This window comes from Amycolatopsis sp. NPDC004079, from assembly GCF_040610415.1.
In the GTDB taxonomy this organism is placed as follows: domain Bacteria; phylum Actinomycetota; class Actinomycetes; order Mycobacteriales; family Pseudonocardiaceae; genus Amycolatopsis; species Amycolatopsis halotolerans.
In genome coordinates, this window is the sequence record NZ_JBEXMH010000009.1 from 194,182 (window position 1) to 220,422 (window position 26,241).

26 protein-coding genes and 2 tRNA genes are annotated in these 26,241 nt (G+C 68.0%); 8 read left to right on the plus strand and 20 right to left on the minus strand.

Features of this window, described 5'->3' with window-relative positions:
• Positions 1 to 41: 41 nt before the first annotated feature.
• From ABZX37_RS13060 to ABZX37_RS13080, 5 genes are all read right to left on the minus strand, one after another.
• On the minus strand, positions 42 to 2,747 hold the full coding sequence (locus ABZX37_RS13060) for a transcriptional regulator (protein WP_354738998.1): 2,706 nt from the start codon (positions 2,745 to 2,747) through the stop codon (positions 42 to 44).
• A 101-nt stretch (positions 2,748 to 2,848) separates the two neighbouring features.
• Positions 2,849 to 3,454, minus strand: a complete 606-nt coding sequence (locus tag ABZX37_RS13065) for a hypothetical protein (protein WP_354739000.1) — start codon at positions 3,452 to 3,454, stop codon at positions 2,849 to 2,851.
• A gap of 9 nt (positions 3,455 to 3,463) precedes the next feature.
• A complete protein-coding gene (locus ABZX37_RS13070) occupies positions 3,464 to 4,912 on the minus strand; it encodes a hypothetical protein (RefSeq protein ID WP_354739002.1) in 1,449 nt (482 codons plus the stop codon).
• Positions 4,913 to 5,023: 111 nt separating this feature from the next.
• Entirely contained in the window at positions 5,024 to 5,776 is a 753-nt protein-coding gene (locus tag ABZX37_RS13075) for a hypothetical protein (protein ID WP_354739004.1), read from the minus strand.
• Entirely contained in the window at positions 5,776 to 6,369 is a 594-nt protein-coding gene (locus tag ABZX37_RS13080; protein ID WP_354739006.1) for an RNA polymerase sigma factor, read from the minus strand. The genes ABZX37_RS13075 and ABZX37_RS13080 overlap by 1 nt, the downstream gene beginning before the upstream one ends.
• A gap of 182 nt (positions 6,370 to 6,551) precedes the next feature.
• On the opposite strand from ABZX37_RS13080, the gene ABZX37_RS13085 reads away from it, so the two are divergent.
• Both ABZX37_RS13085 and ABZX37_RS13090 read left to right on the plus strand, forming a co-directional pair.
• On the plus strand, positions 6,552 to 7,250 hold the full coding sequence (locus tag ABZX37_RS13085) for a hypothetical protein (protein ID WP_354739008.1): 699 nt from the start codon (positions 6,552 to 6,554) through the stop codon (positions 7,248 to 7,250).
• Positions 7,251 to 7,257: 7 nt separating this feature from the next.
• Positions 7,258 to 7,980: a hypothetical protein gene (locus ABZX37_RS13090; protein ID WP_354739010.1), complete on the plus strand. Its 723-nt coding sequence runs from the start codon at positions 7,258 to 7,260 to the stop codon at positions 7,978 to 7,980.
• Positions 7,981 to 8,218: 238 nt separating this feature from the next.
• Here ABZX37_RS13090 and ABZX37_RS13095 read toward each other — a convergent pair whose 3' ends face one another.
• Positions 8,219 to 8,545 carry a type II toxin-antitoxin system PemK/MazF family toxin gene (locus ABZX37_RS13095; RefSeq protein WP_354739012.1) on the minus strand — a complete coding sequence of 109 codons (327 nt, stop codon included), beginning with the start codon at positions 8,543 to 8,545 and terminating at the stop codon, positions 8,219 to 8,221.
• A complete protein-coding gene (locus tag ABZX37_RS13100; protein WP_354739014.1) occupies positions 8,542 to 8,844 on the minus strand; it encodes a hypothetical protein in 303 nt (100 codons plus the stop codon). The genes ABZX37_RS13095 and ABZX37_RS13100 overlap by 4 nt, the downstream gene beginning before the upstream one ends.
• An 894-nt stretch (positions 8,845 to 9,738) precedes the next feature.
• Here ABZX37_RS13100 and ABZX37_RS13105 point away from each other — a divergent pair.
• On the plus strand, positions 9,739 to 10,182 hold the full coding sequence (locus ABZX37_RS13105; protein ID WP_354739016.1) for a tyrosine-type recombinase/integrase: 444 nt from the start codon (positions 9,739 to 9,741) through the stop codon (positions 10,180 to 10,182).
• Between the two features lie 87 nt (positions 10,183 to 10,269).
• On the opposite strand, the gene ABZX37_RS13110 is transcribed toward ABZX37_RS13105, so the two are convergent.
• From ABZX37_RS13110 to ABZX37_RS13140, 7 genes are all read right to left on the minus strand, one after another.
• Positions 10,270 to 10,343: transfer RNA gene (locus ABZX37_RS13110), tRNA-Arg, on the minus strand.
• 42 nt (positions 10,344 to 10,385) lie between these two features.
• Positions 10,386 to 10,475: transfer RNA gene (locus ABZX37_RS13115), tRNA-Ser, on the minus strand.
• Positions 10,476 to 10,541: 66 nt separating this feature from the next.
• On the minus strand, positions 10,542 to 12,251 hold the full coding sequence (locus ABZX37_RS13120) for a phosphatidylglycerol lysyltransferase domain-containing protein (RefSeq protein ID WP_354739056.1): 1,710 nt from the start codon (positions 12,249 to 12,251) through the stop codon (positions 10,542 to 10,544).
• A 46-nt stretch (positions 12,252 to 12,297) separates the two neighbouring features.
• On the minus strand, positions 12,298 to 14,277 hold the full coding sequence (locus tag ABZX37_RS13125) for an acetoacetate--CoA ligase (protein WP_354739018.1): 1,980 nt from the start codon (positions 14,275 to 14,277) through the stop codon (positions 12,298 to 12,300).
• A complete protein-coding gene (locus tag ABZX37_RS13130; RefSeq protein ID WP_354739020.1) occupies positions 14,274 to 14,882 on the minus strand; it encodes a TetR/AcrR family transcriptional regulator in 609 nt (202 codons plus the stop codon). The genes ABZX37_RS13125 and ABZX37_RS13130 overlap by 4 nt, the downstream gene beginning before the upstream one ends.
• Positions 14,883 to 14,893: 11 nt before the next feature.
• Entirely contained in the window at positions 14,894 to 15,784 is an 891-nt protein-coding gene (locus tag ABZX37_RS13135) for a zinc-binding dehydrogenase (RefSeq protein WP_354739021.1), read from the minus strand.
• A gap of 85 nt (positions 15,785 to 15,869) precedes the next feature.
• On the minus strand, positions 15,870 to 16,502 hold the full coding sequence (locus ABZX37_RS13140) for a dienelactone hydrolase family protein (RefSeq protein WP_354739023.1): 633 nt from the start codon (positions 16,500 to 16,502) through the stop codon (positions 15,870 to 15,872).
• Positions 16,503 to 16,606: 104 nt separating this feature from the next.
• Here ABZX37_RS13140 and hisC point away from each other — a divergent pair, with 104 nt between their 5' ends.
• Positions 16,607 to 17,665 carry a histidinol-phosphate transaminase gene (gene hisC / locus ABZX37_RS13145; RefSeq protein WP_354739025.1) on the plus strand — a complete coding sequence of 353 codons (1,059 nt, stop codon included), beginning with the start codon at positions 16,607 to 16,609 and terminating at the stop codon, positions 17,663 to 17,665.
• Here the strand turns inward: hisC and ABZX37_RS13150 are convergent.
• Positions 17,658 to 18,419, minus strand: coding sequence for a sulfite exporter TauE/SafE family protein (locus tag ABZX37_RS13150; RefSeq protein ID WP_354739027.1), 762 nt, complete (start codon positions 18,417 to 18,419; stop codon positions 17,658 to 17,660). The genes hisC and ABZX37_RS13150 overlap by 8 nt on opposite strands.
• Positions 18,420 to 19,234: 815 nt before the next feature.
• Positions 19,235 to 19,579: a VOC family protein gene (locus ABZX37_RS13155; RefSeq protein ID WP_354739029.1), complete on the minus strand. Its 345-nt coding sequence runs from the start codon at positions 19,577 to 19,579 to the stop codon at positions 19,235 to 19,237.
• 77 nt (positions 19,580 to 19,656) lie between these two features.
• Between ABZX37_RS13155 and ABZX37_RS13160 the strand changes: the two genes are divergently transcribed.
• Positions 19,657 to 20,355: a FadR/GntR family transcriptional regulator gene (locus ABZX37_RS13160; RefSeq protein WP_354739058.1), complete on the plus strand. Its 699-nt coding sequence runs from the start codon at positions 19,657 to 19,659 to the stop codon at positions 20,353 to 20,355.
• A gap of 1 nt (position 20,356) precedes the next feature.
• Here ABZX37_RS13160 and ABZX37_RS13165 read toward each other — a convergent pair whose 3' ends face one another.
• Entirely contained in the window at positions 20,357 to 20,761 is a 405-nt protein-coding gene (locus ABZX37_RS13165; RefSeq protein WP_354739031.1) for a VOC family protein, read from the minus strand.
• 82 nt (positions 20,762 to 20,843) lie between these two features.
• On the opposite strand from ABZX37_RS13165, the gene ABZX37_RS13170 reads away from it, so the two are divergent.
• Positions 20,844 to 21,656: a class I SAM-dependent methyltransferase gene (locus tag ABZX37_RS13170; protein WP_354739033.1), complete on the plus strand. Its 813-nt coding sequence runs from the start codon at positions 20,844 to 20,846 to the stop codon at positions 21,654 to 21,656.
• A 1-nt stretch (position 21,657) separates the two neighbouring features.
• Here ABZX37_RS13170 and ABZX37_RS13175 read toward each other — a convergent pair whose 3' ends face one another.
• On the minus strand, positions 21,658 to 22,095 hold the full coding sequence (locus ABZX37_RS13175) for an AAA family ATPase (RefSeq protein WP_354739034.1): 438 nt from the start codon (positions 22,093 to 22,095) through the stop codon (positions 21,658 to 21,660).
• Positions 22,096 to 22,100: 5 nt separating this feature from the next.
• Positions 22,101 to 22,589, minus strand: a complete 489-nt coding sequence (locus ABZX37_RS13180; RefSeq protein WP_354739036.1) for an FBP domain-containing protein — start codon at positions 22,587 to 22,589, stop codon at positions 22,101 to 22,103.
• 89 nt (positions 22,590 to 22,678) lie between these two features.
• On the opposite strand from ABZX37_RS13180, the gene ABZX37_RS13185 reads away from it, so the two are divergent.
• On the plus strand, positions 22,679 to 24,151 hold the full coding sequence (locus ABZX37_RS13185) for an adenylate/guanylate cyclase domain-containing protein (RefSeq protein ID WP_354739060.1): 1,473 nt from the start codon (positions 22,679 to 22,681) through the stop codon (positions 24,149 to 24,151).
• Here the strand turns inward: ABZX37_RS13185 and ABZX37_RS13190 are convergent.
• Positions 24,148 to 24,603, minus strand: a complete 456-nt coding sequence (locus tag ABZX37_RS13190) for a MarR family transcriptional regulator (RefSeq protein WP_354739038.1) — start codon at positions 24,601 to 24,603, stop codon at positions 24,148 to 24,150. The genes ABZX37_RS13185 and ABZX37_RS13190 overlap by 4 nt on opposite strands.
• 74 nt (positions 24,604 to 24,677) lie before the next feature.
• Between ABZX37_RS13190 and ABZX37_RS13195 the strand changes: the two genes are divergently transcribed.
• The gene (locus tag ABZX37_RS13195; protein WP_354739040.1) at positions 24,678 to 25,868 is read left to right on the plus strand and encodes an FAD-dependent monooxygenase; all 1,191 of its coding nucleotides are present in this window, start codon (positions 24,678 to 24,680) and stop codon (positions 25,866 to 25,868) included.
• Positions 25,869 to 26,241: the final 373 nt, after the last annotated feature.

Consider the following 26,241-nt stretch of genomic DNA (forward strand, 5'->3'; position numbering starts at 1 on the left):
GGGAGGTGTCCCGGCTCCGGCCAGGAATTCCGCGGCACGGTTCACGCGCTGGGCGGCTCCACAACGCGCAGCGCCCACTTCCGCCGGAACGCGCTGATCGTCAGCCAGGCCAGCCGGGCGTTGACCGGGAAGAGCTGCCGCGCCGAGGCCAGCGTGTCGAACGACCCGTCGCCGACCGCGCGACCGCGTTCCAGATCGCCGGGCGCGAATGCCGGGCCGAAAACCTCGAGCACTGTCCCGAGGTAATACAGGTATCCCAGGCTTTCGGTCTGCAGCCGCAGCAAGGCCGGCGCCACGTCAACTCCCGCCGAGATCGGCGGCGCGGCGACCGCGGCGATCAGTGCGCCGGGCTCAGCCGCCGTCTGCGCGTCGAGGTGCCGGACGAGGGCGCTGGCCAGGACTTCGTCGTACTCCGCCTTGCCGACGACGGTCAGCAGCGCGAAACGTTTGGCGGCCAAGTCCTCGGCGACCAGCCGCCGCGCGATGGCCGCGAGTTCGGCGCCGCCGGCGAACATGCGCCGGGCGACGCGGATCAGTTCGCGGGGAAGTCCTCCGGCCAGGCAGTGGCACAGGCTGATGAACGGATCAGGCAGGCCGACCACCCGGCTGGACAGCACCTCCCGCGCGTCCGTGAGAGCGAGGTACTCCAACCGGACAATGGTGTCGAAGGCGCTGTCGAAGGCGTCGCGGACCGACAGGCCGCGGAGTTCGAACGCGGCCAGTGCGTCCTCCGACACTGAGATCAGGCACAACAGCCCGGACACGTCCACAGCCGTCAAGGCTTTCATCTCGTTGATGAACTCGTGGGCCAGGTCCGGATCGGCGATCTTGTCCAGTTCGTCGATGATGATCACCACCGGTGCCGGCGCGATCTTCGGGAGCGCGCTGAGGCACTCGATAGTCGCCTCGACGAACCGCAGGAACTCGTGCACCACCTCGGGATAGGTCAACGGATTCCGGGTCGCCTCCCGGGACCCGGAAATCCCCGCCTCGGCCATCGGCACGCCGGTCTTGCCCGACCAGCCCGAGGTGTGCTTCTGCTGGAACCTGATCCCGTCGCGAGCCCATTCGGCCCGCTTCCGGAGCGCGCGCAGGTCTCCCTTCGCGACCGGCGGCGGCGATGATTCCCGCAACCGGGCCGCCGGACGTCTCCTCGCCGCGAGGCTGAGCGTGGCGGCCGCGCCGAACAGGCAGGCCAGCGGCCACCACAGGGTGGTCGGCTGAGCACGCAGATCAGCCTGGAACGCCGCCGAGACGATCGTCCCCACCGCACCCACCAGCAGCCAGGCCAGCACCGCCGCGAGCACCGGCCAGCTTCGCCGGTCCCACCCCCGGCGGCGAGGGCTCGCGGCGTCCTCGTCCGGCCCGCGCTGCCGGCAGAACTTGATCACCTCGGCGCACGTCTGGCTGTACAGGTGCAGCATGAACTCCCGCGCCTCGTACCGGACGGGCACGCTCTCCATCACCGCGATGTGCCGATAGCCGCCCTCCAGGAATTTGCCCGCGCGGTAAGCCTCGAGGAGCGTCGACTTGCCCGCCCCGCGCGACCCGGCCATTCCGATCACGCCGCCTTCGATCCCGGCCAGCAGCTCGCGCAGCCGGTCCGCGGCCGCCACCGAGGTCCTGACCCGATCGCCCGCGCGCATCTGCCCCAGCGCGTGCCGGTCGTAGGCGGGAAGGGTGGTGGTGAAATCCGGGTTGAGGACGTTGGTGAGGTGCGTTTTGACGCGCTGCTCCACCTCTGTGCGCGCCGCGTCTCCCCAGCGTTCTTCCGCGACGGTGACCTCGTTCCGCAACTTCGCCTTCGCCTGTTTCCAGCTGGGGCTGTTTTTGCGCCTCTCGTCACGAGACAGCCATGGCGGGATCAGCCAGGAGCTGCGCGTCAACGGTGCGAAGCCGATCATGACCAGCAAGGTGACCGCGTCGGCCACGACGTACTTAGCGAAAGGCGGCCAGCCCGTCGCTGCCACAAGCACGAAGTAGGCCGCGGCGAGAGCGAGGACAACCGCCATCAGTCCGCGAACGACCACTGTCGACGGCAACCGTTGCCCCGGCTCCTCCGTCTCCAGCACCACGGTCGCCACCGAGAGTGCCACCAAGAACGCACCCACGGCGACCACCCCCGCGGCGATCCACAGCGCACCCGACCAGAAACCGCCCATCGCCTCCCGGCTTGAGGACAGCAAGCGCCACAGCAACAACAGATAGACGGTCGGGAAGAACGACACGAACGGCCAGATCTCCGCGTTGACGACAGCCCGGCCGATGAGCTTCTTCCCGCTTCGCTCGGTCAGCCGTTGCGCCCCCCACACCGCGAACGGCCCGGCGACCAGCAAGACCACCACTGTGAAGAACCACGCCAGACCGCTGAAAGCCTGCTGGAGCTGCCACCAGAGCAACGGGTAGCCGATGCCGAACCACAACCCCAGACCGAACATCGCGTGCGCCGTGCGCGCTCCAGCCGGCCTGCTCGCCGGATTATCGTGCGCGGCAAGGGTTTTCTCGGCCGCCCACAGCTCTTCGATCTGCGGGTTGGTCGCCCCTAGCGCCTCGTCCGCGTTCCCGGCCATCCGGTGTTCGACTTCGCCGCTGATCCGTTCGAGATCGCTCTCGGCGGTTTCGGCGAATTGTTTCGCCGAGAACTCTCCGGCCAACGCCTCCTGAACCAACTCCGCCAAGCGCTCTCGCAAGCGGTTGAGCAGACGGTCGTACTCCGCCTCGCGAAAGGACGCGCTCGGTTCGTTCACGACTCGGCATCTTAATGCGCGAAACCCTCGGCTGGCCTGTTTCGTGGAAAACGAACAGCGTCGGACTCTCTGCTACCGTTCTCAGCCCTCGAAGCTGAGCGTTAGCCCAGGAACTTCCGCAGGTCCTCGTGCGCGGTCTCGGGCTGCGGCAGCTGCCAGGCCGGTAACCGATGCAACTGCTCGACCGTCAGCGGCTTGGCGAAGTCCACTCCGTACTCTTCGCCGCTGATTCCGTTGAACCGCAGCCCCGCTGGGGAAAACCCGGTCCCGATCGCGACGATCCGCGCTTGATCGCTCATGGCGAGCCACGCCCCGGCGAAGTGCAGGACCGCCGCGTCAACCGCGGTGTCCCGCACAGTCCACCGCACTCGCGGCCAGTCCGCTGTCCGATTGGCTTGCTCGCTGAGGTACTGCCGCACCGCCGCGCCGACGCGACCGCGGTCCGGCATCGTGCCTACCGGCTCGACCATGTTCATCAACTGTCCTAACGGACCGTCGAGAGCGCCCGGCGGCTTCCCGACGAGCACTCCCCGGTCGCCCGCGTCCGTCCGGTGCCCCAGCCAATAAACCCCGCCCGCCGAAGTGTCCTCGACCGACGCGATCCATTTCCGGTGCGGTTCCGGCCAGTCGATGTCGAAAACCTCGCCTCGCACCGCGGCGGCTTCCACCGCGGCCCCGTCGAGCCGTTCGCCACGCAAGGGAGCCATGGCCAGAGCTTACTGCGCATTGACCAGGTAAAGCTCAGCACGCCCGTAGAGCGGCGCGGAAATCGTCCAGTGGGCAAGGTAATCCGACGGCGGCGGCCCCCAAACCCGCCGCAACGCGAGGTCAAGTTTGCGCGGCCGCACGGTGTAGTCGAAGAACGCGAAGTTCACCCGCAGCAGTCCGCGCGACAGACGTCCGGCCCGTGCCTCCAGGTCGTCGATCGCCTCGGGCATGCGGCCGCGGTCGGAGAAGACGTCGATGATCGCGCAGTCGCAGGCGTAGGCCAGCACTCCGATCTCGTCGGCGCTGGCGACCGTTCTCCCGGCAGCCAGCCTGCCCACCTCCCGGCCGATCTCGGCGTACTGCGCGCTCGTCGTGTAGTTCGAGGTGAACGGGGCGAAGTCGCGCGGCAGCCCGTCCCCGGCATAGCCGACCACACTGGCACCGACCAACGCCACGACGACGGCCACCCCCGCCACCCGCTCGACCCGGTGGGCGGAACCGGCCACGACCGCACAGACGAACAACGTCGCCGCGACAATGCCGGGGCCGTAATACCAGTGGTACGGCGGCACTTTCAGCTGAACGTACGCCAGGCTGTGCCCCGCTCCGGCCACCGCGAGCGCCGCGAACGGGAGCAGCCCGCGACTGGCCGCGTTGCCGCGCAACGCAAGTACCAGCCAGCGCAACCCGGCCAACGCCGCCAAACCCACGCACAAGAACGCGAGCACCGTCTGCCCTGGCAGGTATTGCCAGTACAGTCCGACGCCGTTGCCGAATTCCCACTTCCCCCAGGCCTGTCGCGCGCCCTGCAGGGTCTTGATGACGAGAGTGTCCGGAACGGCCGCGCCCAGTACGACCCAGCTGAACACGAACCAGGGCACCGCGACCAGCGCCGCGCCTCGCGCACTGCGCAGGCCGTCGACCCAGAACCGCCGCCGGATCAGGAAAATCACCCCCGCGAAGACCACCAGATCGACCCGGACCAGGGTCAGCGCGCCTGCCACCAACCCGAACGCGAACGGCCGCCGCTCGACCGAAAAGACCAGCAGCCAGCAAAGCCCGGCCGCACCGAGTTCGACCTCCATGCCGATCGACGACACCAGCAGCGGATTCACCGTCAACGCGACGATCGCGAGACCCGGGAACCAGCGAGGCAATCCGGCGACCGCGCCCACCCTCCGCAGCGCCTGCACCAGCAGCACCTGACCGGCCACGTACAACACGCCCGCGGCTAGAACCGCGTCCCGCAGCACGAACGTCAACGTCGCCAGGGAAAGCACGTTCAACGGCGAGGTCGCCGTATTCGAGGTGCTGTCGGCCAGCAATCCCCAATTCCCGTGGAACGCGAGATTGCGCGCATAGCTCAAGGTGATATAGGTGTCGTCGATGAGATGGCTGTGCACCAAAAGAAAGAACAACGCTGACGCGGCCGCCACTCCGAGCAGCAGCCAATCCACCCGTCTCCCGGCCGGAATCAGCCGTTGCCGCCCTGTTTGAGGCGTCGTCAAACCCAGTGCCATTACTACGTTTCCCCCAGTAGCGGTCTTCGCGCGACAATCGGTCCGGTGCTATCTCCCCGGAAAGTCGTGGACGCTTCCGTCGCGCATGGTCACTCGGAATTTCCGGCTGTAATCGTCACGCGGAGAACCGCCCTCGACGAATTTCACGACGAAAGTGCCGTCTTTCACCACCGCGGGGGTCATCGCGTCGTCCGGCCCGTACAACTCCACCTTGGCCACGTCGGGGGTGGCGACCCCGAACACGACACTCGGCTGGTAGGGGTTGGTCACGCTGGTGAAACCGCAGATCGGCCGAGTGGCGTTGAGGTAGGCGTAGCCCTCCCGTCCGTGTGTCCAGTCCCTGTCGTCGGTGATCATCAGGCCTGAGATCCGGTCGGCAAGGCCGGGGCCCTGGCTGCGATGGAAAACGCAGACCGCCGCGAGCGAGGCGTTGCGGATGACGAGGTAACCCCGCTGCGCGTCCTGATCGACGTTCAGCGTCGAGCGCCAACTGCCCCGATCAGGCAACTCGACGCCGAAAGAGGGAGCACTGTCGAGGCAGGCCCTGAACAGTTGCGCATCCCCGGCATCCGGCTTGGCACCAGCCGGAACCCGTGTCGATTCCGGACTGGCGTCGTACACCGGCGAGAACACCAGCGTCGCGCCCAAGGCCAGCGCGCCGACGCCCGAGGCGACCGCCAGCGGCAGCCCCAGCCTCCGGCGCCGCCGGGCACGCAGCCCCGGAGCGAGCCGGTTCCACATGGCGTCCTTCAGGAGATCGGGCATCGGCCGGTCGGGCGGCAGGTTGAGCTCGTCGGCCATCAGAAGTCCCCTCCAGCCAGTACGCCGGTGTCCCTCAGCAGCTCCCGCAACCGGGTGCGCGCCCGTGAAATCCGCGCGCGCACACTCGGTTCGGCGATCCCGAGCACCGCGGCCGCCTCTCCGTTCGACAAACCGCCCAGCAGACACAGCTCCACCGCCCGCCGTTCCGCTCTCGGCAGTTTCGCGACCGCGTCCAGCACCGCCTTCAACCGCCGGTCCGCGTCGACCTGCCCAGCCACGTCCTCGGCGTGGTCGCGGACCACCGGATTGCGCGGCAGCCGCGTCAGCACAGCCGCGAATCGCCCAAGCCGACGCTGTTCCCGGCGGGCCAGATTCGCGGTCACGGTGTACAGCCACGGCCGAGCACTGTCGTTCACCAGCGTCACCTCGCCGACGCGTCGCCACGCGGTGAGAAAGGTCAGCGAGGCCAGGTCCTCGGCGGTGGCCCAGGAACCGGTCAGCCGGTAGGCGTAGTTCCACACCCCGGCGACGTGCCGGTCGAACAACTCTCCGAACGCCGCGACGTCCCCGCCCGCGGCGAGCGCCCACAACTCCTGGTCGCCGCCGAGGGAATCCGGTCTCTCGGCCGGCATCCGCCACCCCCAGCTCTGCTCCGCAACTGTCGTCACAACCCCATGTCCCCGCTCGCCGCAGCATCGTTGCATCAGGCCCGGGACCAGCGTGATCAGCGTCTCGCCTCGGCGGGAGCGGAAAGATATAGTCGGGCGGAGCCAGGATCGGGGCGTCCGGCTCGCCGGGCGGAGGGCTGTGGGGGATGACCGACAACGGGCGCGCTGAGCCGCCGACGAATCCCTTCCCTGCAATTCCGCCTGCAAAACCCCGGCGAACCGGCTGGATCGTCGGCGGGGTCGCCGCGCTGGTGGTCGTGCTGGGAATCGGGATCGCCGTCGGCGTGGTCGCCGGACAGTCCTCGGAGCGTCCGCCGGAACCGGCCGCCGCACCCGGTTACTCGATGGACCACGTCGGCAATGCCTGCGATCTCGTCGATCCCGCTCCGCTGCGGAAGTGGTCGCCCACCCCGACAGGCCCGCCAGAGCACAAGGAACTCCGCCCGAGCAAGCTCGACGCAGGCAGTCTGAGCTGCCAGCTGCGCTACTCCAGCGGCAACTCCTTGGACACCGCCGAGGTCATCCTCGACGTCAACTTCACCAACGGAACCGCGCCGTCCTTCTATGACAACTGGAAACGCGGCAACGCCGCCAAGACCGGCGAGGGAAAGGCATCCGGCCCGATCACCGGAATCGGGAGCCAGGGCTTCTGGCACTCCGAGGTCTACGGCGATCTGGTCGCGAACACGCGCTACGTCCTTTGTGTACTGGACGGCAACGTCTCGGTCCGCGTCCGGCTCAACTTCAGCCGCAGCCGCGACGTCGCCCAGGTGCACCGCACCGAAGTCCAGCCGATCGCCGAAGCACAGGCCCGCAAGGCGTTGAGCGGACTGAAAGGGAACTAGGTTCTCCATGCAGCAACCCGGATACGGCTACCCGCAGCCGCCGAAACCCGGCCCCAAAACGGGATTGATCGTAGCCGGTGCGATCGGACTGGTCGTGATACTCGGCGTCGGAATCGCGATCGGCCTCTCCCTCAGCAGCAGCTCCTCCCCTGTTAAAGCCCAACCGGCCCCGGTGACCCCGGCCCCGTCCGCCACGCCGTCGCCCACCGCGCCGCCGGGCAAGTACTCGATGAGCGCGATCTCCAACGCCTGCGACCTCCTGGACCCGAAACCGCTGGCGAAATGGTCCTCGACCCCGATCCCGCCGACCCACCGGGAAAACCAGCCAAGCGGCGGCTACGGCGGCGGCCTGACGTGCAGTCTCCGCTACACCAGCACCTCCGCGACCGACGGCGTCGCCACCAACGAGGCCGGAATCGGCGTCCAGGTCGAGTTCACGTCGGCGGGCGAGCCCCCGGCCTACGACAAGTGGAACACCGGCCCGTCGAAGGGCTGGACCGCCGGCACGACCGCCGGGCTCGGCACGCGCAATTACTGGCGCGCCGGTGCGGTCACGGAGCCGGGGCCGGGTGCGAGTTACGTCGTCGGGGTGCAGGACAGCAATGTCTCGGTGGAGGTCCAGGTTGCCGTCCACCGCGCCCCCGGCGAGGCCCCGCTGAAGATGGATGATCTGTCGTCGATCGCGCAATCCCAGACCCGCGCGGTGCTGGATCGGCTGAAGAAGGCGTAAATGCACAACGGTCCGGGAGCCAAAAGCTCCCGGACCGTTGTTTACTGTCTCGACCAGACAGTGCGCCCGAAGGGATTCGAACCCCTGACCTTCTGGTCTGGTGTCGATCGTTGGCGTTGCCTGCGGTCGATAGCTAAAAGTGGCCGTACCCTGCGCGGAATTCAGCATCTCGTGCGCCTTCAGCGGCCATCGTTAAGCCTCAACAGTCGTTGATTACTGGCAATTAACTGGCACGTGATCACGGGATCCCTAGGGCTTGAGCCAGTGCGTCATTGAGCTTGAGAACCGTCTTGGGAGACAGGGCACCTAGGTACGTGCCCTGCTCAAGCTCATCCTTCCAAATCTCGGTGATGTCGTCGGCGAGCGCATAGCCTACAAGCGGGTCCAGCCCCGAGAGAGGAACGGCGGTTGGAATTTTCGACTTGTCTGTCGTGGTCACTCGCACTGCCAGCACAGTGTCAAGCCTTCTGTTCCTCTGATTGTTGCTCACGACCACATAGGGCTTAGGACCATGCTCGCCGATATCGACTCGGTAAATCTGCCCACGCACAGGCAGAGTGGTCACTCGCCTTTCCTCGCAAGCACGCGGTCACGGCGCCCCCGCCGCTCTTTGGCGGTGTCTTCCCTGGACGCGGCCAATCGCTCGTAACCCTCTTCAAGGGCCTTCTCGCGGAGAGCCTCAGCGCCGGCGCGCAGCAGGGTACGAACGACTGCCGAGTCTGAGTCGTCGCGCATCACAAGGCCACGAGCTTCTGCCCATGCCTCAAGCGTGGCGTGTTCGGGTCGTGCCGGATCGGCGAACAGGTCAACTGCCTGCTGATCAGGCAGGTCAAGTGTCACGGACACCCGTCGCGTTGTCGTCATGCACACAACTATGCATCACTAAGTGCATCACTTTCAAGCACGCAGAGATGCAACTCATCCAGATGGCGTAGATCACATCTCAACCAACCGAGGCAAAATGAGGGGAATCTTTAACCAAGATAGCCCTGACCTGCGGAAACAACCCTAAAATGCCGGGCAGGACCCGTTCAGCGGCTACCATCCGTCACGTTAAATCCGTACAAGTCGGAGACGGATGGTAGCCGCTGAACGGGTCCTGCTGGACTTGACACGCCGTAACGTTACCAACTTCTCGCAGGAATCACCCTGAAGCAAGCAACGGGTCGGCGTGTCGAGTCAAGTTCTGAACATCACGCTTCTACCTACAAGTGGGTGGCCTCTCCGCCATCTCGTCGACCTGACGTCGCCCGATCACGCCATGTCAAGGGGGCATCTCGAAGATCAGCTGGGCGGAGGCTGGTACTGCCCCCTTGACATGGCGTGATAGCCCCTGGGAGGTCGACGAGATGGCGGCAGGTCACTCACGGACGCAACATTCACGCCTCATCGACCATCTCAGAGACCTGCCCGTCCGGCGAGGACATCTCTTTTCAGCGCGGCTCTCGCGACCCCTCCGGCGGGTGGTCGCTGGGCTGGTTTTTCCGCGGGCGATAGGCGGGGACCGGGCACCAGCCCGCACACCCCGTCGATCTTGCCCGCGGATCGAGCACCGTGCCCCGCGGCCCCGGAGGGGCCGCGGGCGCTGACTGCCGCGGAACTGTTCGACTTCCTGTCCAAACTGGACGCCGACGAAGAGGCGGTCGCGGCGAATCTACCCGACCTTGTCCGCGGTTTCATTGCCGCCGGCCAACGGCGGGACGAACTGCTGGGCCGACTGGCCGGACTTCGACGAGGAAGCGAAGGAGCTTCAGGTCAGTGGCGGCCTCATCCAAGGGCACGATCAAGAACGACGGGAAGACCGACAACGCCGAACGCGGCATCCCGCTCGCCGACTGGTACGTCGCGATGCTGGTCGATCGGAAAGCCCGTCTCGGGGTGGTCAACCCGACCGGGCCGATCCACTGCAACAGCCGCGGCGGGTACCTGAATTTCCAGAACTTGACCAACCGGCACTGGCTGCCGTTCCACCGGCGCGCCGGGTACGAGTGGGTCACGTTCAAGACGCTCCGCAAGACCGTCGCCACGCTGCTCGACGAAGCAGGTCTCACCGCTCGCCAGATCGCCGACATCCTCGGACACGCGCACCCGTCGATGACGCAGGACGCCTACATGGGCAGGGGGCAGAAATCGTGCGCCGGCGCGAATGCGCTCGGCTCGCTGCCTCTCGGCGAAACTGGCAATAAAGCGGCAAACGGCTGACCACACCGAAGATTCGGGGCAACCCCCGGACAGCAAGAAACCCCCTGTCACCAGGGGGTTTCTTGCTTTACTGTCTCGACCAGACAGTGCGCCCGAAGGGATTCGAACCCCTGACCTTCTGATCCGTAGTCAGATGCTCTATCCAGCTGAGCTACGGGCGCGTGTTCAGTTGTTAACCTAGCACCTGCCGAAACAGGCACCAGCGGAGGCTCCGGGATTTGAACCCGGGAGGGGGGGTTACCCCCAACCGCATTAGCAGTGCGGCGCCATAGACCAGACTAGGCGAAGCCTCCTGGGTCCCAACGACCACTGCTCAGATAGGTTACACACCCCTCCGCCTCCTCCGGAAGGCACCCCCCTCAACGGTGCAGCACCCTCCGTAACCAGGGCGAACGGCCGCCGAGGCCCTCGGCCTCGAAGGTCGCGATGCCGACGCGCGGCAGGGACCCGACGCCCGGGTACACAAGGTAGCGCGGGACCCACCGGGGCTGGAACTTGGCGTTGAACCGGTAGAGGCTCTCGATCTGGATCCAGCGCGAGAAGAAGTGCAGGACCTTCGCCGAGAGGCGCGCGACCGGGCCCGCGCCGATGCGCTGGCCCTGTTCCATCAGAGCTCGGAAGGCGGCGAAGTTCAGTGACACCTGGTCAATGCCGTGCTCGCGGGAGTACAGCAGCAGCTCCGAGATCATCAGCTCGTTCACGCCGTTGTCGACGGTGCGGTCCCGGCGCATCACGTCCAGAGACAAGCCCCGCTCGCCCCACGGCACGAACTGCAGCACGCCTCGCACGCGGCCGCCCTGTTCCGCGGTGACGATCACCGAACCGGGGTCGCCCATGCGGCCCAGCGCCATCGAGAATCCGCGTTCGGTCTCGGTGCCGCGCCAGGTCGCGGCCAGGTGCACCAGCTCGGACAGCTCGCCGGGGCGCAAGTCCTCCGCCCGGCGCACCAAGACCTTGTAACCAGCCCGCTTCGTCCGCGACGCGGCCTGTCGCACGCCGCGCATCACGCGGCCTTCGAGCGTGAACGTCTTCGTGTCGACGACGGCCTCGTCGCCGATTTCCAGTACCTCCAGGCCAAACCGGGCCCACACCGTCGCGCCCAGCTCGGACGCGCCCATCGCGGCGGGCACCCAGGCGTTGCGCTGGCAGATGTCCAGGTACTCCTCGATCGCGCCGGGCCAGGCCTCGTGGTCGCCGAGCGGGTCGGCGGACGTCAGCGCGACCCCGGCGATCACGCGGAACGTGACGGCCGCCTTGCCGGTCTTGGAGAAGACCGCGAACTTGTCGCGGCGCAGCGCGAAGTAGCCCAGCGAGTCCCGTTCCCCGTGCTGCTTCAGCAACTCGTGCAGCCGCGCCAGTTCGTCGTCGGACAGTTCCGGCGCGGGTTCGGCCGAGCGCAGCAGGAAGTACGCCGACACCAGCACGCCGGTGATGCTGAAGACCAGCCCGATCGACGCGGACAGATCCTCGAACCACATCTCGTGGAACACCGCGGGCCCGCTGACGCCGGTGAGCGCGAGCGCGGACTGGGACAGCCGGTCGGCGAAGCTCAACGGATCGAGCATCCGGGCGGGCGCGACCGACAGCAGCGCGAAGTTGAGCACGAAACCGGCCAGCACCAGTTGCAGGAGCACCCGCAAAGCGCGCCAGCGGCCGACGGTCGGGTCCGGCCGGGCGATGAAGTACCGCCGTGTGCCGAGAAGTCCGGCGAGCAGCACCATGGACACCACGCCGGCGCCGAACACATGCCGAAGTCCGAGGTGTGACAACGCCAACAGCGCCGCGAAGCCGACCGCCAGTTGCCAGGCGCGGCGTTTGCGGCGGCGGAGCCCGGCGGCGAGCATGATCAGCAACACACCGGTGACCAGCGCCACAGCGGCCGCGGCAGTGGTCGCTTCGCTCGGCAGCTCCAGCCATTTGGCCACGTGCCCGCGCACGTCGCGGCCCACCGGCACGACCGTGGACACGACCGTCAGCAGGCCAGCGAGCCTGGTTATCCATGTGATCGCGACGACCGACGTGACGCCGGCCGCCTGCCAAGTGTGCTGCGCGCGTGTCCCCGTCACCACGCGTGCAACACGCACGGCCCTGCCATGCTTCCCCCCGTTGGCGCGTTCAGTGCGCGGCGAGCTCCACAAAGGGGGCCAGCGCGGCCGGGTTGGCCAGCGCGTCCCTGCTCACCGCCCTCTCCGGCGCGACTCCGGAGAGGATCCGCTTCACTGGTACTTCGCACTTCTTACCGTTCAACGTACGGGGAATCTCGGAAACGACCATGAACCGATCGGGTACGTGTCGTGGCGACAGTGCGTTGCGAAGCTCTTTCCGCAGGTCAGGCTCCACTTCTTCGAGCGTGGCGCCGGCGGTGAGTACTACGAAACACAGCAGTTGCCCGTCGTCGTTGCCCGCCGCCGACGTGTCGATGACCAGCGAGTCGGCGACCTTGGCGAATCCTTCCGCGACCCGGTAGAACTCGGCGGTGCCCATCCGGACGCCGCCGCGGTTGAGCGTCGAATCGCTGCGGCCGTAGACCACCGCCGAACCGCGGCGGGTGATCCGGACCCAGTCGCCATGCCTCCAGATACCTGGATAAGTCTCGAAGTACGCCTCGCGCAGCCGGGAACCGTCGGGGTCGTTCCAGAACGAGACCGGCATCGACGGCATCGGCTCGGTGATCACCAGCTCGCCGACCTGCTCGACCACCGGCTCGCCGTCGTCGTTGAACGCCACCGCGGCCACGCCGAGCGCGCGGCAGGACAGTTCGCCGAGCCACACCGGCACGTCCGGCGCGGCCGCGACGATCGCCGCGCACAGGTCGGTGCCGCCGGAGACCGAGCAGATCTGCACGTCCCGGCCGATCGCGTCGGCGATCCAGCGGAATCCCTCCGAGGACAGCGGCGAACCGGTCGAGCCGACCACGCGCAGCGCGCTGAGGTCGTAGCGCTCCGACGGGGCGAGGCCCGCTTTGAGACAGCTCTGGATGAACGGCGCGGAGGTGCCGAAGTAGGTGACACGATGCTGTTCGGCCAAATGCCACAACGCGTTCAGGTCCGGATGGCCGGGACTGCCGTCGTACAGCACGATCGTCGCTCCGACGAGAAGCGCGGAGGCGACGAAGTTCCACATCATCCAGCCGGTGGTGGTGAACCAGAAGAACCGGTCACCCGGCTCGAGCCCGCTTTGCAGGCCGAGCGCTTTGAAGTGCTCGACGACGATGCCGCCGTGGCCCTGCACGATGCCCTTCGGCAGCCCGGTCGTGCCCGAGGAGTACAGGATCCACAACGGATGCGCGAACTCCACCGGCTCGTACGCCAGTTCGCCGCCCGCGTGTTCGGCGAGCATCGCGTTCCAGTCGATGACACCGTCGAGCGTCCCGTCTCCTAAGTATTTCACCAAAACGGTGGCTTCCAGCGACGGAATCTGTTCGCGCAGCTGCTGAACAGTGTCGCGGATGTCGAATTTCCGGCCGTTGTAGGCGTATCCGTTCACCGCGATGAGCACCTTCGGCTCGATCTGGGTGAACCGGTCGGCGATCGCGCGGATCCCGAAGTCCGGGGAACAGGACGACCAGATCGCGCCGAGGCTGGCGGTGGCGAGGAAAGCGATCAGCGTCTGCGGGCAGTTCGGCGCGAGCGCGACGACGCGATCTCCTTTGCCGACACCGAAAGCACGCAACGCGGCCCGTGCGGCGGCGACGTGCGCGCGGAGGTCGCCGTAGGTGAATTGCTCGGCGAGGCCGTCCTCGCGGTGGAAGATCACCGCGAGTTCGTCGTCGGCCTTCGTCGCGCCGCCGACGCCAGGGCTGAGCGAGTGTTCGGCGTAGTTGAGCGTGCCGCCGTCGAACCATTTCGCGTCCGGCATCGTGCCGGACAGGATTTCCCGCGGCCGCTCGTGCCAGCGCACGCCGAAGAACTCCGCCACCGCGGTCCAGAACTCCGGAACTCGCTCGACCGAGTAGTGCCACAGGTCGTCGTAATCGGCCAGGTCGACGCCGCGCTGCTCGCGCAGCCATCGGCGGAAGGCCTCGATCTTCGTGTCAGCGACCCGGTTGGGGTCGGGTCGCCAAAGCACCTCGGGAACTGCGGCGTTCTCGGTCACTCGCCGATGCTAACCCCGGGATGCTCGCAAAGTCCTTTTTCGACCGCGCCCACCCCGGCCAGCAGCGCGCGGACGACGTCGAGGACGAACTCGCGCGTCAATTCCCGGTGCCCGAACAGCGCGCGGAACACGACGGGGGCGGCGAACAGGTCCAGCAGCAGGTCGACGTCCTGACCGGGCCGCAGGTCCCCGCGCTCCCGCGCCTTGCGCAGGGACACGACGCAGGCCTCTCGGCGCGGGGCCCAGAACGTGGTCAGGAAGTCTTCCCGCAGTTCCGGGTCGTCCGCCAGATCGACGGTCAGCGCCGGGAGGACCCGGCCGAAAACCGGGTCGGCCAATCCGATCCGGAGGGCGTCGAGGTGGCCGACGAGATCGCAGCAGGTGCAGCCGGTGTCGATCTCCGCGACCCCGGTGCGCGCCTCGGCCAGCGCCGCGACCACCACGTGCTTCTGGCTTTTCCACCGGCGGCGGATGGCGGGTTTGGTGGTGCCCGCGCGCTGGGCGATGGCCTCCATGGTCAGCGCCGAATAGCCGGATTCCCGGACCAGTTCGCACACCGCGACCAGCACGGCGTGGTCGATCCGCTCGTCCCGTTGGCGCGCCATGGATTCTCCCGCTATTCGTTGAGCAGCACGACCTTACCGAACGATTTCCCGTGCTCCACGTACTGGAGGGCGGCCGCGGCCTCGCCGAGCGGGAACGTTCGGTCGCGCACCGCGGAAAGCTGACCGTCGGCGACGAGGGCGAGGACGCGGTCCCACGACTTCCGGCGTTCTTCCGGCGACACCGAGGTGAGGCTGAACGCGAACAGCGTCGGCGACGTGTGGAAGTTGCTCATCAACGGCGCGAAGGCTTCCGGCTCCGGAATGCCCGCAGTCCCTCCACAAAGGACATAGCGGCCGTTGGGACGCAACAGTTCCAGGTGCTCGCGGACCTGCGGGCCGGCCACGGTGTCGATTATGACGTCGTAAGTCTCCTCGGGACGCTCGCGGGTCCGGTCGACGATTTTCGCGGCGCCGAGGGTCCGCAACCGTTCGCCGTACTCCGCCGAGGAAGTCACCGCGGTGACCTCGGCGCCGCGAGCGTGGGCGATCTGGGTCGCGAGCACGCCGATCCCGCCGCTCGCGCCGCGGACGAGCACCCGTTCGCCTCGGGCCACAGCGGTCCGATGCACTGCTCGTTCCGCGACCATTGCGTTCACGCCCAATGCGACCGCGTCGAATGGGTCGAGGCCCTCAGGCACGGGGTAAAGCTGATCGGTATCGGCCACGACCTGCTCGGCGTAGCCGCCGGAAAGGATCAGCGCCAGCACTCGCCGGCCGTTTGTGATCCGCCCGGCGACCTCGACGCCGGGCACCGAAGTGGCGCCGTCCCGCAGGTACATGAGGTCGACATAGCCCACGCCGATCGCCTCGACCTCGACCACGGCTTGCCCTGGGCCAGGAGCCGGGTCGGGTGTTTCGGCCAGGACGAGTCGCTGCTGGGGTTCGACGAGCACCGCTTTCACGGGTAGTTCCTCTCGCTAAAACGTTCCGTTCCGGATCGGAACGTTATTCGATCACGCAGCGACCCGTCAAGGGTGCTGCCGGAGATCAGCGGAGGTGCGCGTCGAACCAGTCGAGGGTGCGCTGCCAGGCCTCTTCGGCCGCGCTGGGATCGGCGTCGAAGCGGTGGTTCGCGCCCGGATAGCGCACGACGTTCGTCGCGACTTTCGCCGACGCCGCGGCCTCGCGCAGCTGCTCCACCTGAGCCTCGCCCGCTTCGTCGCCTGAGTCGCCGTACATGCCGAGCCACGGGCTGGTCACGCGGCCGGCGATTTCCAGCAGCTTCGGCAATTCCGCCACAGCCTGGCCGCCGACGCTCACCGCCGCGCCGAATTTGCGGTGCGAGGCGACTACCAGCGCCGCCGTGCCGCCGAGATCGAAGCCGACGACGCCGCGCAGGTCGGCTTCGACGCCGCGATCGGTGAGCCATTCGAGCGTGCGGTCGGTGGCGTCGAGGAGATCGCGCTGAGTGAGCTGTTCGCCGGACTCGATGTGCGGCGTGACGGTGAGCCAGCCTTCGCCGGCGAGGCTTTTGACCAGCAGGAGGACGCCGTCGGTGACCCCGTTGCCCTCGTGCAGGACCACCAGGCCGCCGCGGAGCGCGCCGTCGGGTTCGGCGAAGGTGAGGCGCAGTGTGCTGCCGTCGGTACGCTGGTGATCCACGGTGGTCGTCGACGTCATCGCCTCATGCAATCACCTCTGGGTGAACATTGGGAACCTTTCCCGATCCGCCGGGGCGAGATACGGTGACCCCGTCGTCCCGTGAAAACCGAGGAGTTCCGACGATGCCGTCCCTCGCCCCCCGCCCTGACCTCGATTCGTTGCCGAAGTACGTCCCTGGCCGGACGATCGAAGGGGCCATCAAGCTCGCGAGCAATGAGGTGCCCGGCGGTCCGCTGCCGAGCGTCCAGGCGGCGATCACGGCTGCGGTAACCGGGGTGAACCGGTACCCGGACAACGGATCTCAGGCTTTGCGCGAGCGGCTTTCGCGGCGGCTGGACGTTCCCGCCGAGCGGCTCGCGATCGGTTGTGGCTCGGTTTCGTTGTGCCAGCAGATGATCCAGGCGCTGTGCGGCCCCGGCGACGAGGTGCTGTTCGGCTGGCGGTCGTTCGAGGCCTACCCGATCGTGGTCCAGGTGGCGCTCGCGACGGGCGTGAAGGTTCCGCTGACGCCGGAGCACGGGCTGGACCTCGACGCGATGCTGGCGCGGATCACCGACCGCACCAAGCTCGTGTTCGTCTGCAACCCCAACAACCCGACCGGCACCGTGCTGCACCGGGACGAGATCGCGCGGTTCCTCGAGGCCGTGCCGCCGCACGTGCTCGTGGTGCTGGACGAGGCGTACAAGGAATTCGTCACCGACCCCGAGGTGCCGGACGGCGTCGAATTCACGCGGACACACAGCAATGTGGCGGTGCTGCGCACGTTCTCGAAGGCTTACGGGCTCGCCGGGCTGCGCGTCGGGTACGCGGTGGCTCCGGAGCCGATCGCGCAGGCGCTGCAGCAGGTGTACGTGGCGTTCTCGGTGAACAGCATCGCGCAGGTGGCCGCGATCGCGTCGCTCGACGCGGAGGACGAACTGCTCGCCCGGTGCCGGGAAATCATCTCCGAGCGCACCCGCGTGCGGGACTCGTTGGTGGGGATGGGCTACGAGATCCCGCCGACGCAGGCGAACTTCGTGTGGTTCCCGCTCGGCGATGCCACCGCGGCTTTCGCGGAGCACATGCTGGACCGGAAGCTGATCGTGCGCCCGTTCCCCGGCGAGGGCGCGCGGGTGACGATCGGGACGCCGGAGGAGAACGACCTGTTCCTGGCCGCGGCCAAGGAATTCCAGGCTATTTGAGGATCAGCTGCACGACCGCGGCGAGCCCGATCACGACGATCACGCCGCGCAACACGGTGGGCGGCAGCTTGCGGCCGATCTTGGCCCCGAGCTGCCCGCCGATCGTGGACCCGAGCGCGAGCAGCCCGATCACCGGCCAGCTCACCGGGGCGACGAACGCGTAAATCGTGCCCGCGACGATGTTCACCACGGCGGACAGCACGTTCTTGACGCCGTTGAGCCGCTGCAACGGTTCGGACAGCAGCATGCCCATGACGGCCATCATCATCACGCCCTGCGCGGCGGTGAAGTAGCCGCCGTAGATGCCGATGACGAAGAGCAGCCCGAACAACAACGGCCCAGCGTGATGCTCGCGCCCGTTGGCCTCGCGGCGCTTCTGCACCCACTTCGAGACCTTCGGCTGAACGATCACGAGCACGACGGCGAGCCCGACGAGCACCGGCACGATCTTCTCGAAGGCGTCCTTGGGCAGCGTCAGGAGAAGGATGGTGCCGCCGATAGCCCCGAAAAACGAGGCGACCGCGAACCGCACCACCTGCGGCCAGTACCCGACGAGCTCGTGCCGGTAACCGTAGGCACCGCTGACCGTGCCCGGCGCGAGCCCGACCGCGTTCGAGGTCGTCGCGGTCACCGGCGGATACCCCAGCGCGACGAGCACCGGAAAGGTCACCAGCGTCCCGGACCCGACGACGGTGTTGATGGTCCCGGCCCACATCCCGGCAATGAAGATGACGACGGCATGCCACCAGGTCATAAAGCGATCACCCGCTGACCCTAAGCAGGAGCCTCGGTGGTCTGCGACGCGATGTGTCCGGTCAGACACTCGAAGGAACCGCCGGGGGCGTGCTGGGGAGTGAACGGGGGGCGCGATTCGGCTCGCTGATTGCGCCCTTCTCGCACGGCGGGGTCGCGCACACGGCGGGATCGCGCATGAGCCGGCTCGGCCGCGAGTGCGGAGTCCGCGTGGCCGCGAGCTCGGGCCTTGCTTGGCCGCCAGCCATGTAGGCCTCGGCCATAACCCGCGCCGCCACAAGCTCGCACCTCGCTTGGCCGCGACCCGCGCCGCCGCTTGCCCGCGCTTCGCCCGGCAACCAGCGCGCCTCGCCACCGGTCGCACTCAACGCGGCCATCAGCCCGCGCCTTGCTCGTCCGCCAACCGACGTCGCCGGTCGCCCGCCCCTCGCCCGGCAACCAGCGCACCTCGCCACCAACCTGGCCACAGGCCCCATGCTTTGCCTGGCCGCGAACCCGCGCCGCCGGTTGCCCCACTTCGCCCGGCCACCGGCGCGCCTCACCACCGGCCGCGCCCAACGCGGCCACAGACCCATGCTTTGCTTGGCCGCCAACCGACGTCGCCGGTCGCCCGTCCTTCGCCCGGCAACCAGCACGCCTCGCCACCAGCCGCGCCCAACCTGGCCACCAGCCGACGTCGCCACCAGCCCAGGACGAACCCAGGCAACAACCCGCGCTCCGCCGCCGCTTCAGCCGCCAGTCCTCATCTGCCTCCTAGCTCCGCGCCTGCCGCACTCACCTCACCCTCTCCTCGCACCCCGCTCACCCATCCCAGCCTCACCGCTCAAAAACGCAAAACTCATTCCCCTCCGGATCAGCCATCACCTGCCACTCCCGCTCCCCTCCCCGCTCCGCCACCATCCGTGCCCCGGCCGCGCTCAACTCGGCCGGATCTCCCCACGCGTCCAGGTGCATCCGGTTCTTCACCGTCTTGCGTTCCGGCACCGGGTTCAGCCAGATCAGCGGCCCCTCGCCAGCAGGGTCGACGATCGCGACCGGCCACTCCGGCGAGCGTTCACCGGGCGGGCTTCGGCGGACGTAGCCAATCGCCGAACACCACCAGTCCGCCAATGCCTGATGATCAAGAGCGTCCAGCGCCAGGTCTTTGAACTTCGCGGCCATGATCCCTCCCCACCCTCTCAACGATGGTGACACCCGCCACCGACAATTTCGCGCGGCTCGGGGCGCCACCTGCCAGGATGGGCGGCGTGGCACACGAAACCGACCAGGTCTGGAGCGCCACGGTCGACCATCTGCGCGCGATGATCGACTCGGGCGAGCTTCCGCCGGGCTCGCGCCTGCCCGCGGAACGCGCGCTCTGCGAGCAGCTCGGCATCAGCCGCGGGTCGTTGCGGCAGGCGTTGCGCGTCCTGGATTCGATCGGTTACGTCCAGATCCGCGCGGGGTCCGGCACCTACGTCCGCGAGCAGGGCACTGAAGAAAGCCCGTTGAGCAGCTGGTTTTCCGAGCACGAGCAGCTCGTGGAGAAGCTGTTCGACCTGCGCGCGACAGTCGAGCCGACGCTGGCCGAGCGGCTCGCGCGGCAGCACACGCCGCGCGTCGTGCAGCGGCTCGCGGACAACGTCGCGGAGATGGAGGAGGCCGCGGCGAACGGCGACATGTTGCGCGTCATCGCGACCGACGCCGAGTTCCACCGGGTGATCGCCGGCAACGCGGGCAGCGACGACGTGGCTGACCTGCTCCGTTCGGTGCTCGCCCTGGTCGGCGAGGAACGCCGGGCCGCGCTTCGGCTGCCTGGGCAGATCCGAAAGGCCGTGGCCGAGCATCGCGCGATCCTCGACGCCATCAGCCGTTCAGACGCCGCGGCCGCCCGCGAGATCACGCTGAAGCACTTGCTGGACGCGAAAACCTACGCCCACGACTACGCGTCTTCCTGAATCAGCACACGCAGAACTCATTGCCTTCCGGATCTTGAAGCACGGCGAAGCAGCCGCTCTCGTCTTCGATCGTGCGCAAGTGCACGGCACCGCGCTCGACCAACCTGGCTGTCTCGGCCTCGACCACGGCCCGCTCCGCCGAGGTGCCACGCACGTCCAGGTGCAGCCGGTTCTTGCCGCGTTTCGGCTCCGGCACCCGGTGAAACAGCAATCGCGGGCCGAGCCCAGCCGGGTCGGCGATCGCGCACCACGCCTCCGCGCCGCCCTCGACCGAGCGCGAGAACTCGGCCCAGGTCGACGCCCCGGCTGGCGGCGTTTCGACCGCATACCCCAGCGCCTCAGCCCAGAAGCCCGCCAGCCGTTCCGGTTCCGCACAATCGATCGCTATCTGCAGACGCTTCGCCATGCGTAAGGATGATGCCGCGCCCGTCAATGAGCGCTACAGTCTTCACAAGTTTATGAAGACTGTGACACCAAGGGGGCCGACCGTGGAGAAAGTGCACTTCACCGAGGAGAAAGCGACCAACCTCGGCACGCTGTACGCCCGTGCGCTCGACGCTCGCCGGAAAGACCCGATTCTCGGCGACACCGCGGCCGACGAAGCGGTCAAGAAGATCGACTACGACTTCCGCAAGCTCGGCGTCAACGAGAACGCCGCCGTCTCCGTCGCGATCCGGGCACGCGCGATCGACGAGATGGCGGGCAAATGGCTCGCCGAACACCCCGACGCGGTCGTCGTGCACCTCGGCTGCGGGATGGACACTCGCGTGTACCGGCTCGACCCGCCGCCGTCGGTCGAGTGGTTCGACGTGGACTATCCCGAGGTCGTCGACGTCCGCGGCCGGATTTACCCGGAACGGCCGGGGTACACGATGATCGGCTCCTCAGTCACCGATTTCGGCTGGCTCGACCAGGTTCCCGGCGACCGCGAGGCGCTGATCGTGGCCGAGGGGCTCACCATGTACCTCACCGCGGAGTCCGGCACCGAACTGGTCCGCAGGCTCGTCGGCAAGTTCCGCTCCGGCCGGATCGTGGTCGATTTCTTCAGCTCGCTCGGCATCAAGGCGCAGGCGATCAACCCGGTGGTCCGCCGCGCGGGCGCGACTTTGCATTGGGGCATCGACGATCCGCACGAGCTGGAGCGCTACGGCCTCCGCCTGGTGTCCTGTTTGGACGCGACAGACTGGGCGACCGACGACGCGCTGGCGAAGATCCCGACGGCGTCCCGACTGGCGTTGCGCGCGTCGGCGCTGTTCCCGATGATCCGCAAGATGGGCCGCATCGCGGAGTGGGATTTCTGAACTAACCGACCTGGCGCAACACCGCATCGGCGACCTCGGCCACCGACACAGTCGTCACCACCTCGAACGTCGCCGACGAACGCAGCAATGGCTCCACCTCGTCCAGATACCCCAACGTCTCGGCCAGTTCGTCCGGATGTTTCCCATACGGATAGCCGCTTCGCGTCGTCAACCGCTCGATCAGCACCTCGCGCGGCGCGCTGAGCAACACGACATCTGTGAACCGCGGATAGAACCGCACTTGGTTCGAGACCGTGCCGGACACGAACAGCGGCCCCGGCGTCGACAACAACGCGGCGATCCGGTCTTCGCGCCAGAGCCCGTCTTCGCCGGTGTAGCCGCCATAATCCGTGTCGACGGTGCGATAGCCGCGCCGGGAAAGTTCGGCGAGCAGGCTGCTTTTGCCCACTCCGGACATCCCGGTCACCAGCACTCGCACGGCGGTTACCGGGTTTCCAGCACCCGCGCCACGAACCGGCCGACTTTCTCGCTCATCCGCTCGACGCGTTCCTCCTCCGAGAGCGTCTCCTTCGGCTGCGGCACCGCAGGCCGGAGCTCGCCACGGAGATACGCGCTGCACGCCAGGTCAGAGCACAAATACGTGCCCACCGTATTGCCGTCGCGACCGGGTTTTCCGGCCAGCCGGGCGGTGAACAGCGTGATGTCGGCCAGCGGATGCGTCGTGGAGCAGAACGCGCACATGTTGCTGCGCAGCCGCGATTTCGGCGGCGGCGCGGCGCGCAGCGACAGGCCGATCACCTCGTCGCCGTGCGACACGACGAGGTACGCCCGGCCGGGCGCCTTCACGTCGCGCCAGCCAAGGAAGTCGCGCTTCTCCCACGGAATGTCCGCCGGGAGCGTGACGGACTTGGCTTCCCCGCGGGAACAGTTGACGAACGAGGCGCGGATCTCGGCGGGGTCGAGCGGTTGCATGCGACCACGCTAACCATCGCCGCACCGCGACGGCGACGGCTTTTTTCGCTCCCGGACCCGCCACCCCATACGATCTGCTGGTGCGCACGATGATCGCGGGGAGGTTCCGGCTGGTTCTGCGCACCAGTCTGGGCTTCGCCGCGCTCGGCGTCGGATCGAGTGTCGCCGGCGCCGGAGTCGTCGCGTTGCTGCTGCTCCTGCAGGGGTTGCCGGAGGACGTCGACGACCGCGGCTGGGTGCTCGGCGTCACCGCGGCGGGAGTGGTCGCGCTGGCACTGGTCGTCGGCACGCTCTGGACCGCCTACCTGCAACGCCGCACCGTGGTGTGGTTCACGATCGGCCGCCCGCCGACCGCGGACGAGGCCAAACGGGCACTGCGGCTGCCCTTCGACATGGCCGTGGTGAGCGGCACGCTCTGGCTGATCGGCGCGCTCGCGCTCGGCATCCTCGCCGGGGTCCTCGGCTCGATCGGCGACGCGGCGGGCATCGCGCTCACCATCGGTCTCGGCGGGCTGACCACGGTCGGGCTCACCTATCTGGCCGCGGAATGGGTCGCGCGGCCGGTGATGACGATGGCGCTCGACGTCCTGCCGCCGCGCGGAACGCTGCCGGTCACCGTGCTGACGCGGCTGGTCGTCACCTGGGTGCTGGCCAGCGGCGTACCGCTGATCGGCGTGCTGCTGGTGACCACGCCGCCCGATCTCGGCCGCCACGGCAACCCGACGGCGAGCCTGATCGTGCTGTCCGTGACCGGCCTGACGACCGGCGCGATCGGCACCGCGCTCCTGTCCCGCGCCGTCGCCGCGCCGCTGCACCGGCTGCGGATCGCGCTGGACGGGATCGCGCGCGGACGCACGGACGTGCGCGTCGACGTGGACGATTCCAGCGAGATCGGGATGCTTCAGACGTCGGTCAACGACCTCGCCGCCGGTCTGCGCGAACAGGACCGGATGCGCGACCTTTTCGGCCGCCACGTCGGCACCGACGTCGCCCGGCACGCGCTCGAATACGGCGCTTCGCTCTCCGGCGACGTCCGCGAGGTCACCGCGCTGTTCGTGGACGTCGTCGACTCGACAGCACTCGCGTCGCGCACTCCGCCGCAGGAATTGGTCGAGAAGCTGAACCGGTTTTTCGCGAGCGTGGTGTCCGCGGTGGACGCTCGCGGCGGGCTGGTCAACAAGTTCCAGGGCGACGCCGCGCTGTGCGTTTTCGGCGCGCCGACCCGGCTGTCAGACGGCCCGACGATGGCGCTCGCCGCGGCCCGCGCGATCCGCGACGCGGTGGTGTCGGAAGGCGAGCTTGACCTGGGCATCGGCGTCGCGACCGGGCAGGTGTTCGCCGGGCAGCTTGGCGCGTCGAGCCGCCTGGAGTACACCGTGATCGGCGACGCGGTGAACGAAGCCGCGCGGCTCACCGAACACGCGAAAGCCGTGCCGTCGCGGGTGCTCGCCAGCGAAACGACAGTGAAGGCCGCGCTCGGCGGCGAACGGGAACACTGGCGGCTGCACGGCGAACTCCACCTCCGCGGCCGCCACCGCGAGACCCGGACCTGGACGACCTAGTACTCCCGCCCCTCGTTCATCGCCTCAGTAATCCGGGCGAGAAAGTCCCGCACCACAGCGTTTTCCGACTCGCTGAGCGTCCGCGACACCGCGTCCAGCTTCTCGATCGCCGGCCACCACACCGCCGCCGCGATCTCCCGCGCGGCATCGGTGACCGTGACCGCCACCCGCCGCCGATCCGTGTCGCTGCGAACGCGCGCGAGGTAACCGGCCTCTTCCATCCGGTCCACCAGCGTCGTCGCCGACGGGCCGCTGATCCCGAGGCGGCGACCCAATTCCACTGGACCCATCGGTCCGTAGTGGTTGAGGAGCGCGATCGCGGTGAGGTCGTTCGCGTTCATCCCGACGCTCTTCGCCATCCGCGCCATCAGGTCGCGGCTGGCTTCGATGACGTCCCGCACCGCGAAGGTCGTCGCGTTCACGTTTTCGAGCGCTGCCTGGTTCTCGTCCACGCGACCCTCCTTGTCAGTAGAGAAACTAGTAGATAGATTAACTAGGTACTTGAGCAACGGCAAGGAGGGGAATCATGACCCGTCGCAGTCTTCTCATCTCCGGAGCCAGCATCGCCGGCCCCGCGCTCGCTTCCCGGCTCGCCCAGTCCGGCTGGGACGTCACCGTCGTCGAACGGTTCGACCAGCTGCGCGAGGAGGGCCAGAACGTCGACATCCGGGGCGTCGGCCGCCAGGTGCTGCGCAAGATGGGGCTGGAAGAAGCCGTCCGCGCCGCGCACACCGGCGAGGTCGGCACGCAGTTCGTGGACGAAAACGGACGCGTCGTCGCCGAGTTCCGCGCCGGAGAAGGCGACTCCGGAGGCGGGACCGCGGAGATCGAAATCCTGCGTGGCCAGCTGTCGAGACTGCTGTACGAGCAGTCATCCGGCGAGACGACGTATCGATTCGGCGACCAGATCCAGGCCCTGCACGACGACGGCACCAGCGTGGACGTCGATTTCCAAAGCGGCCGAACCCAGCGCTTCGACGCCGTGGTCATTGCCGAAGGCCTGCGTTCCCGCACCCGCGCGATGCTGATGCCGGACGTGCGCCCGCACGAACTGGGGCTCTACACCGCGCACCTCGCGCTCCCCCGTATTTCCACCGATAACGCTTGGTGGCGCTCGATGTTCTGCGGTCGCGGGCGGATGTTGTTCCTGCGCCCGGACAACGTCGGCACGATGCGCGCCGGGCTGTTCTTCCTGTCCGACGTCCGCGGCCTGGACCGGCTCACGCCCGAAGACACGGTGTCCGTGCTGCGCAAGACGTACGCCGACGTCGGCTGGGAGGGGCCGCGCGTTCTGGCCGAAATGGACAACGGCTCGCTGTACCTGGAGGACGTCGGCCAGGCGAAACTGCCGACGTGGCACCAGGGCCGGGTCGTGCTGCTCGGCGACGCGGCCTATTGCGCTTCGCCGGTCAGCGGCATGGGCACGACGCTCGCTCTCACCGGCGCGTACATCCTGGCCGGAGAACTCACGGCGAACGAAGACCCACGCGCCGCGTTCGGCGAGTACGAGCGCCGGATGCGGCCGTTGGTCACCGAGGCGCAGCGGCTTTTCCCCGGCGCACCGCAGGTGACGATGCCGCGGGCGCAGGCGCATCGGACCGCGATCCACGCCGCGCTGCGGATGGCGAGCACCCCGCTGGCGCGACGGCTGGGCAAGGTGGCGGGAAGGTTCGGGAAGCCTCGCTCGGAGGCGATCGCGCTGCCGGAGTACGCGTAGCTCGTGAGTGTTCATCGCGGTTCTAACCGGCGTAAACGCTCACGAGGCTGTGGCGCCCTGCGGGTTCGGGTTGCTCGGTCTTGCGCACCCCAATGTGGCATTGGGTGCGCTCAACGCACCGAACGCCACATTGGGTGCATCCCACGCACCCAATGCCACATTGGGGTTTTCTCCGTAGCGAGGTGTGCGCCGGGAGCGCTGTCGCGATGCCCGCCAGAGCGGTGCGAAGCATCGGCCGGGACCAGACGGCTTCGCGCTCCTGGTCAACGTCCGTGAAGGGCTCCTTGAGGGAATCTGATTCCCTCAAGGTGCCCGAAACGGACGGTGGGGTAGCGCGCCCGGCCCCACGGCGGCCAGGCCCCCGCGCCCCCAG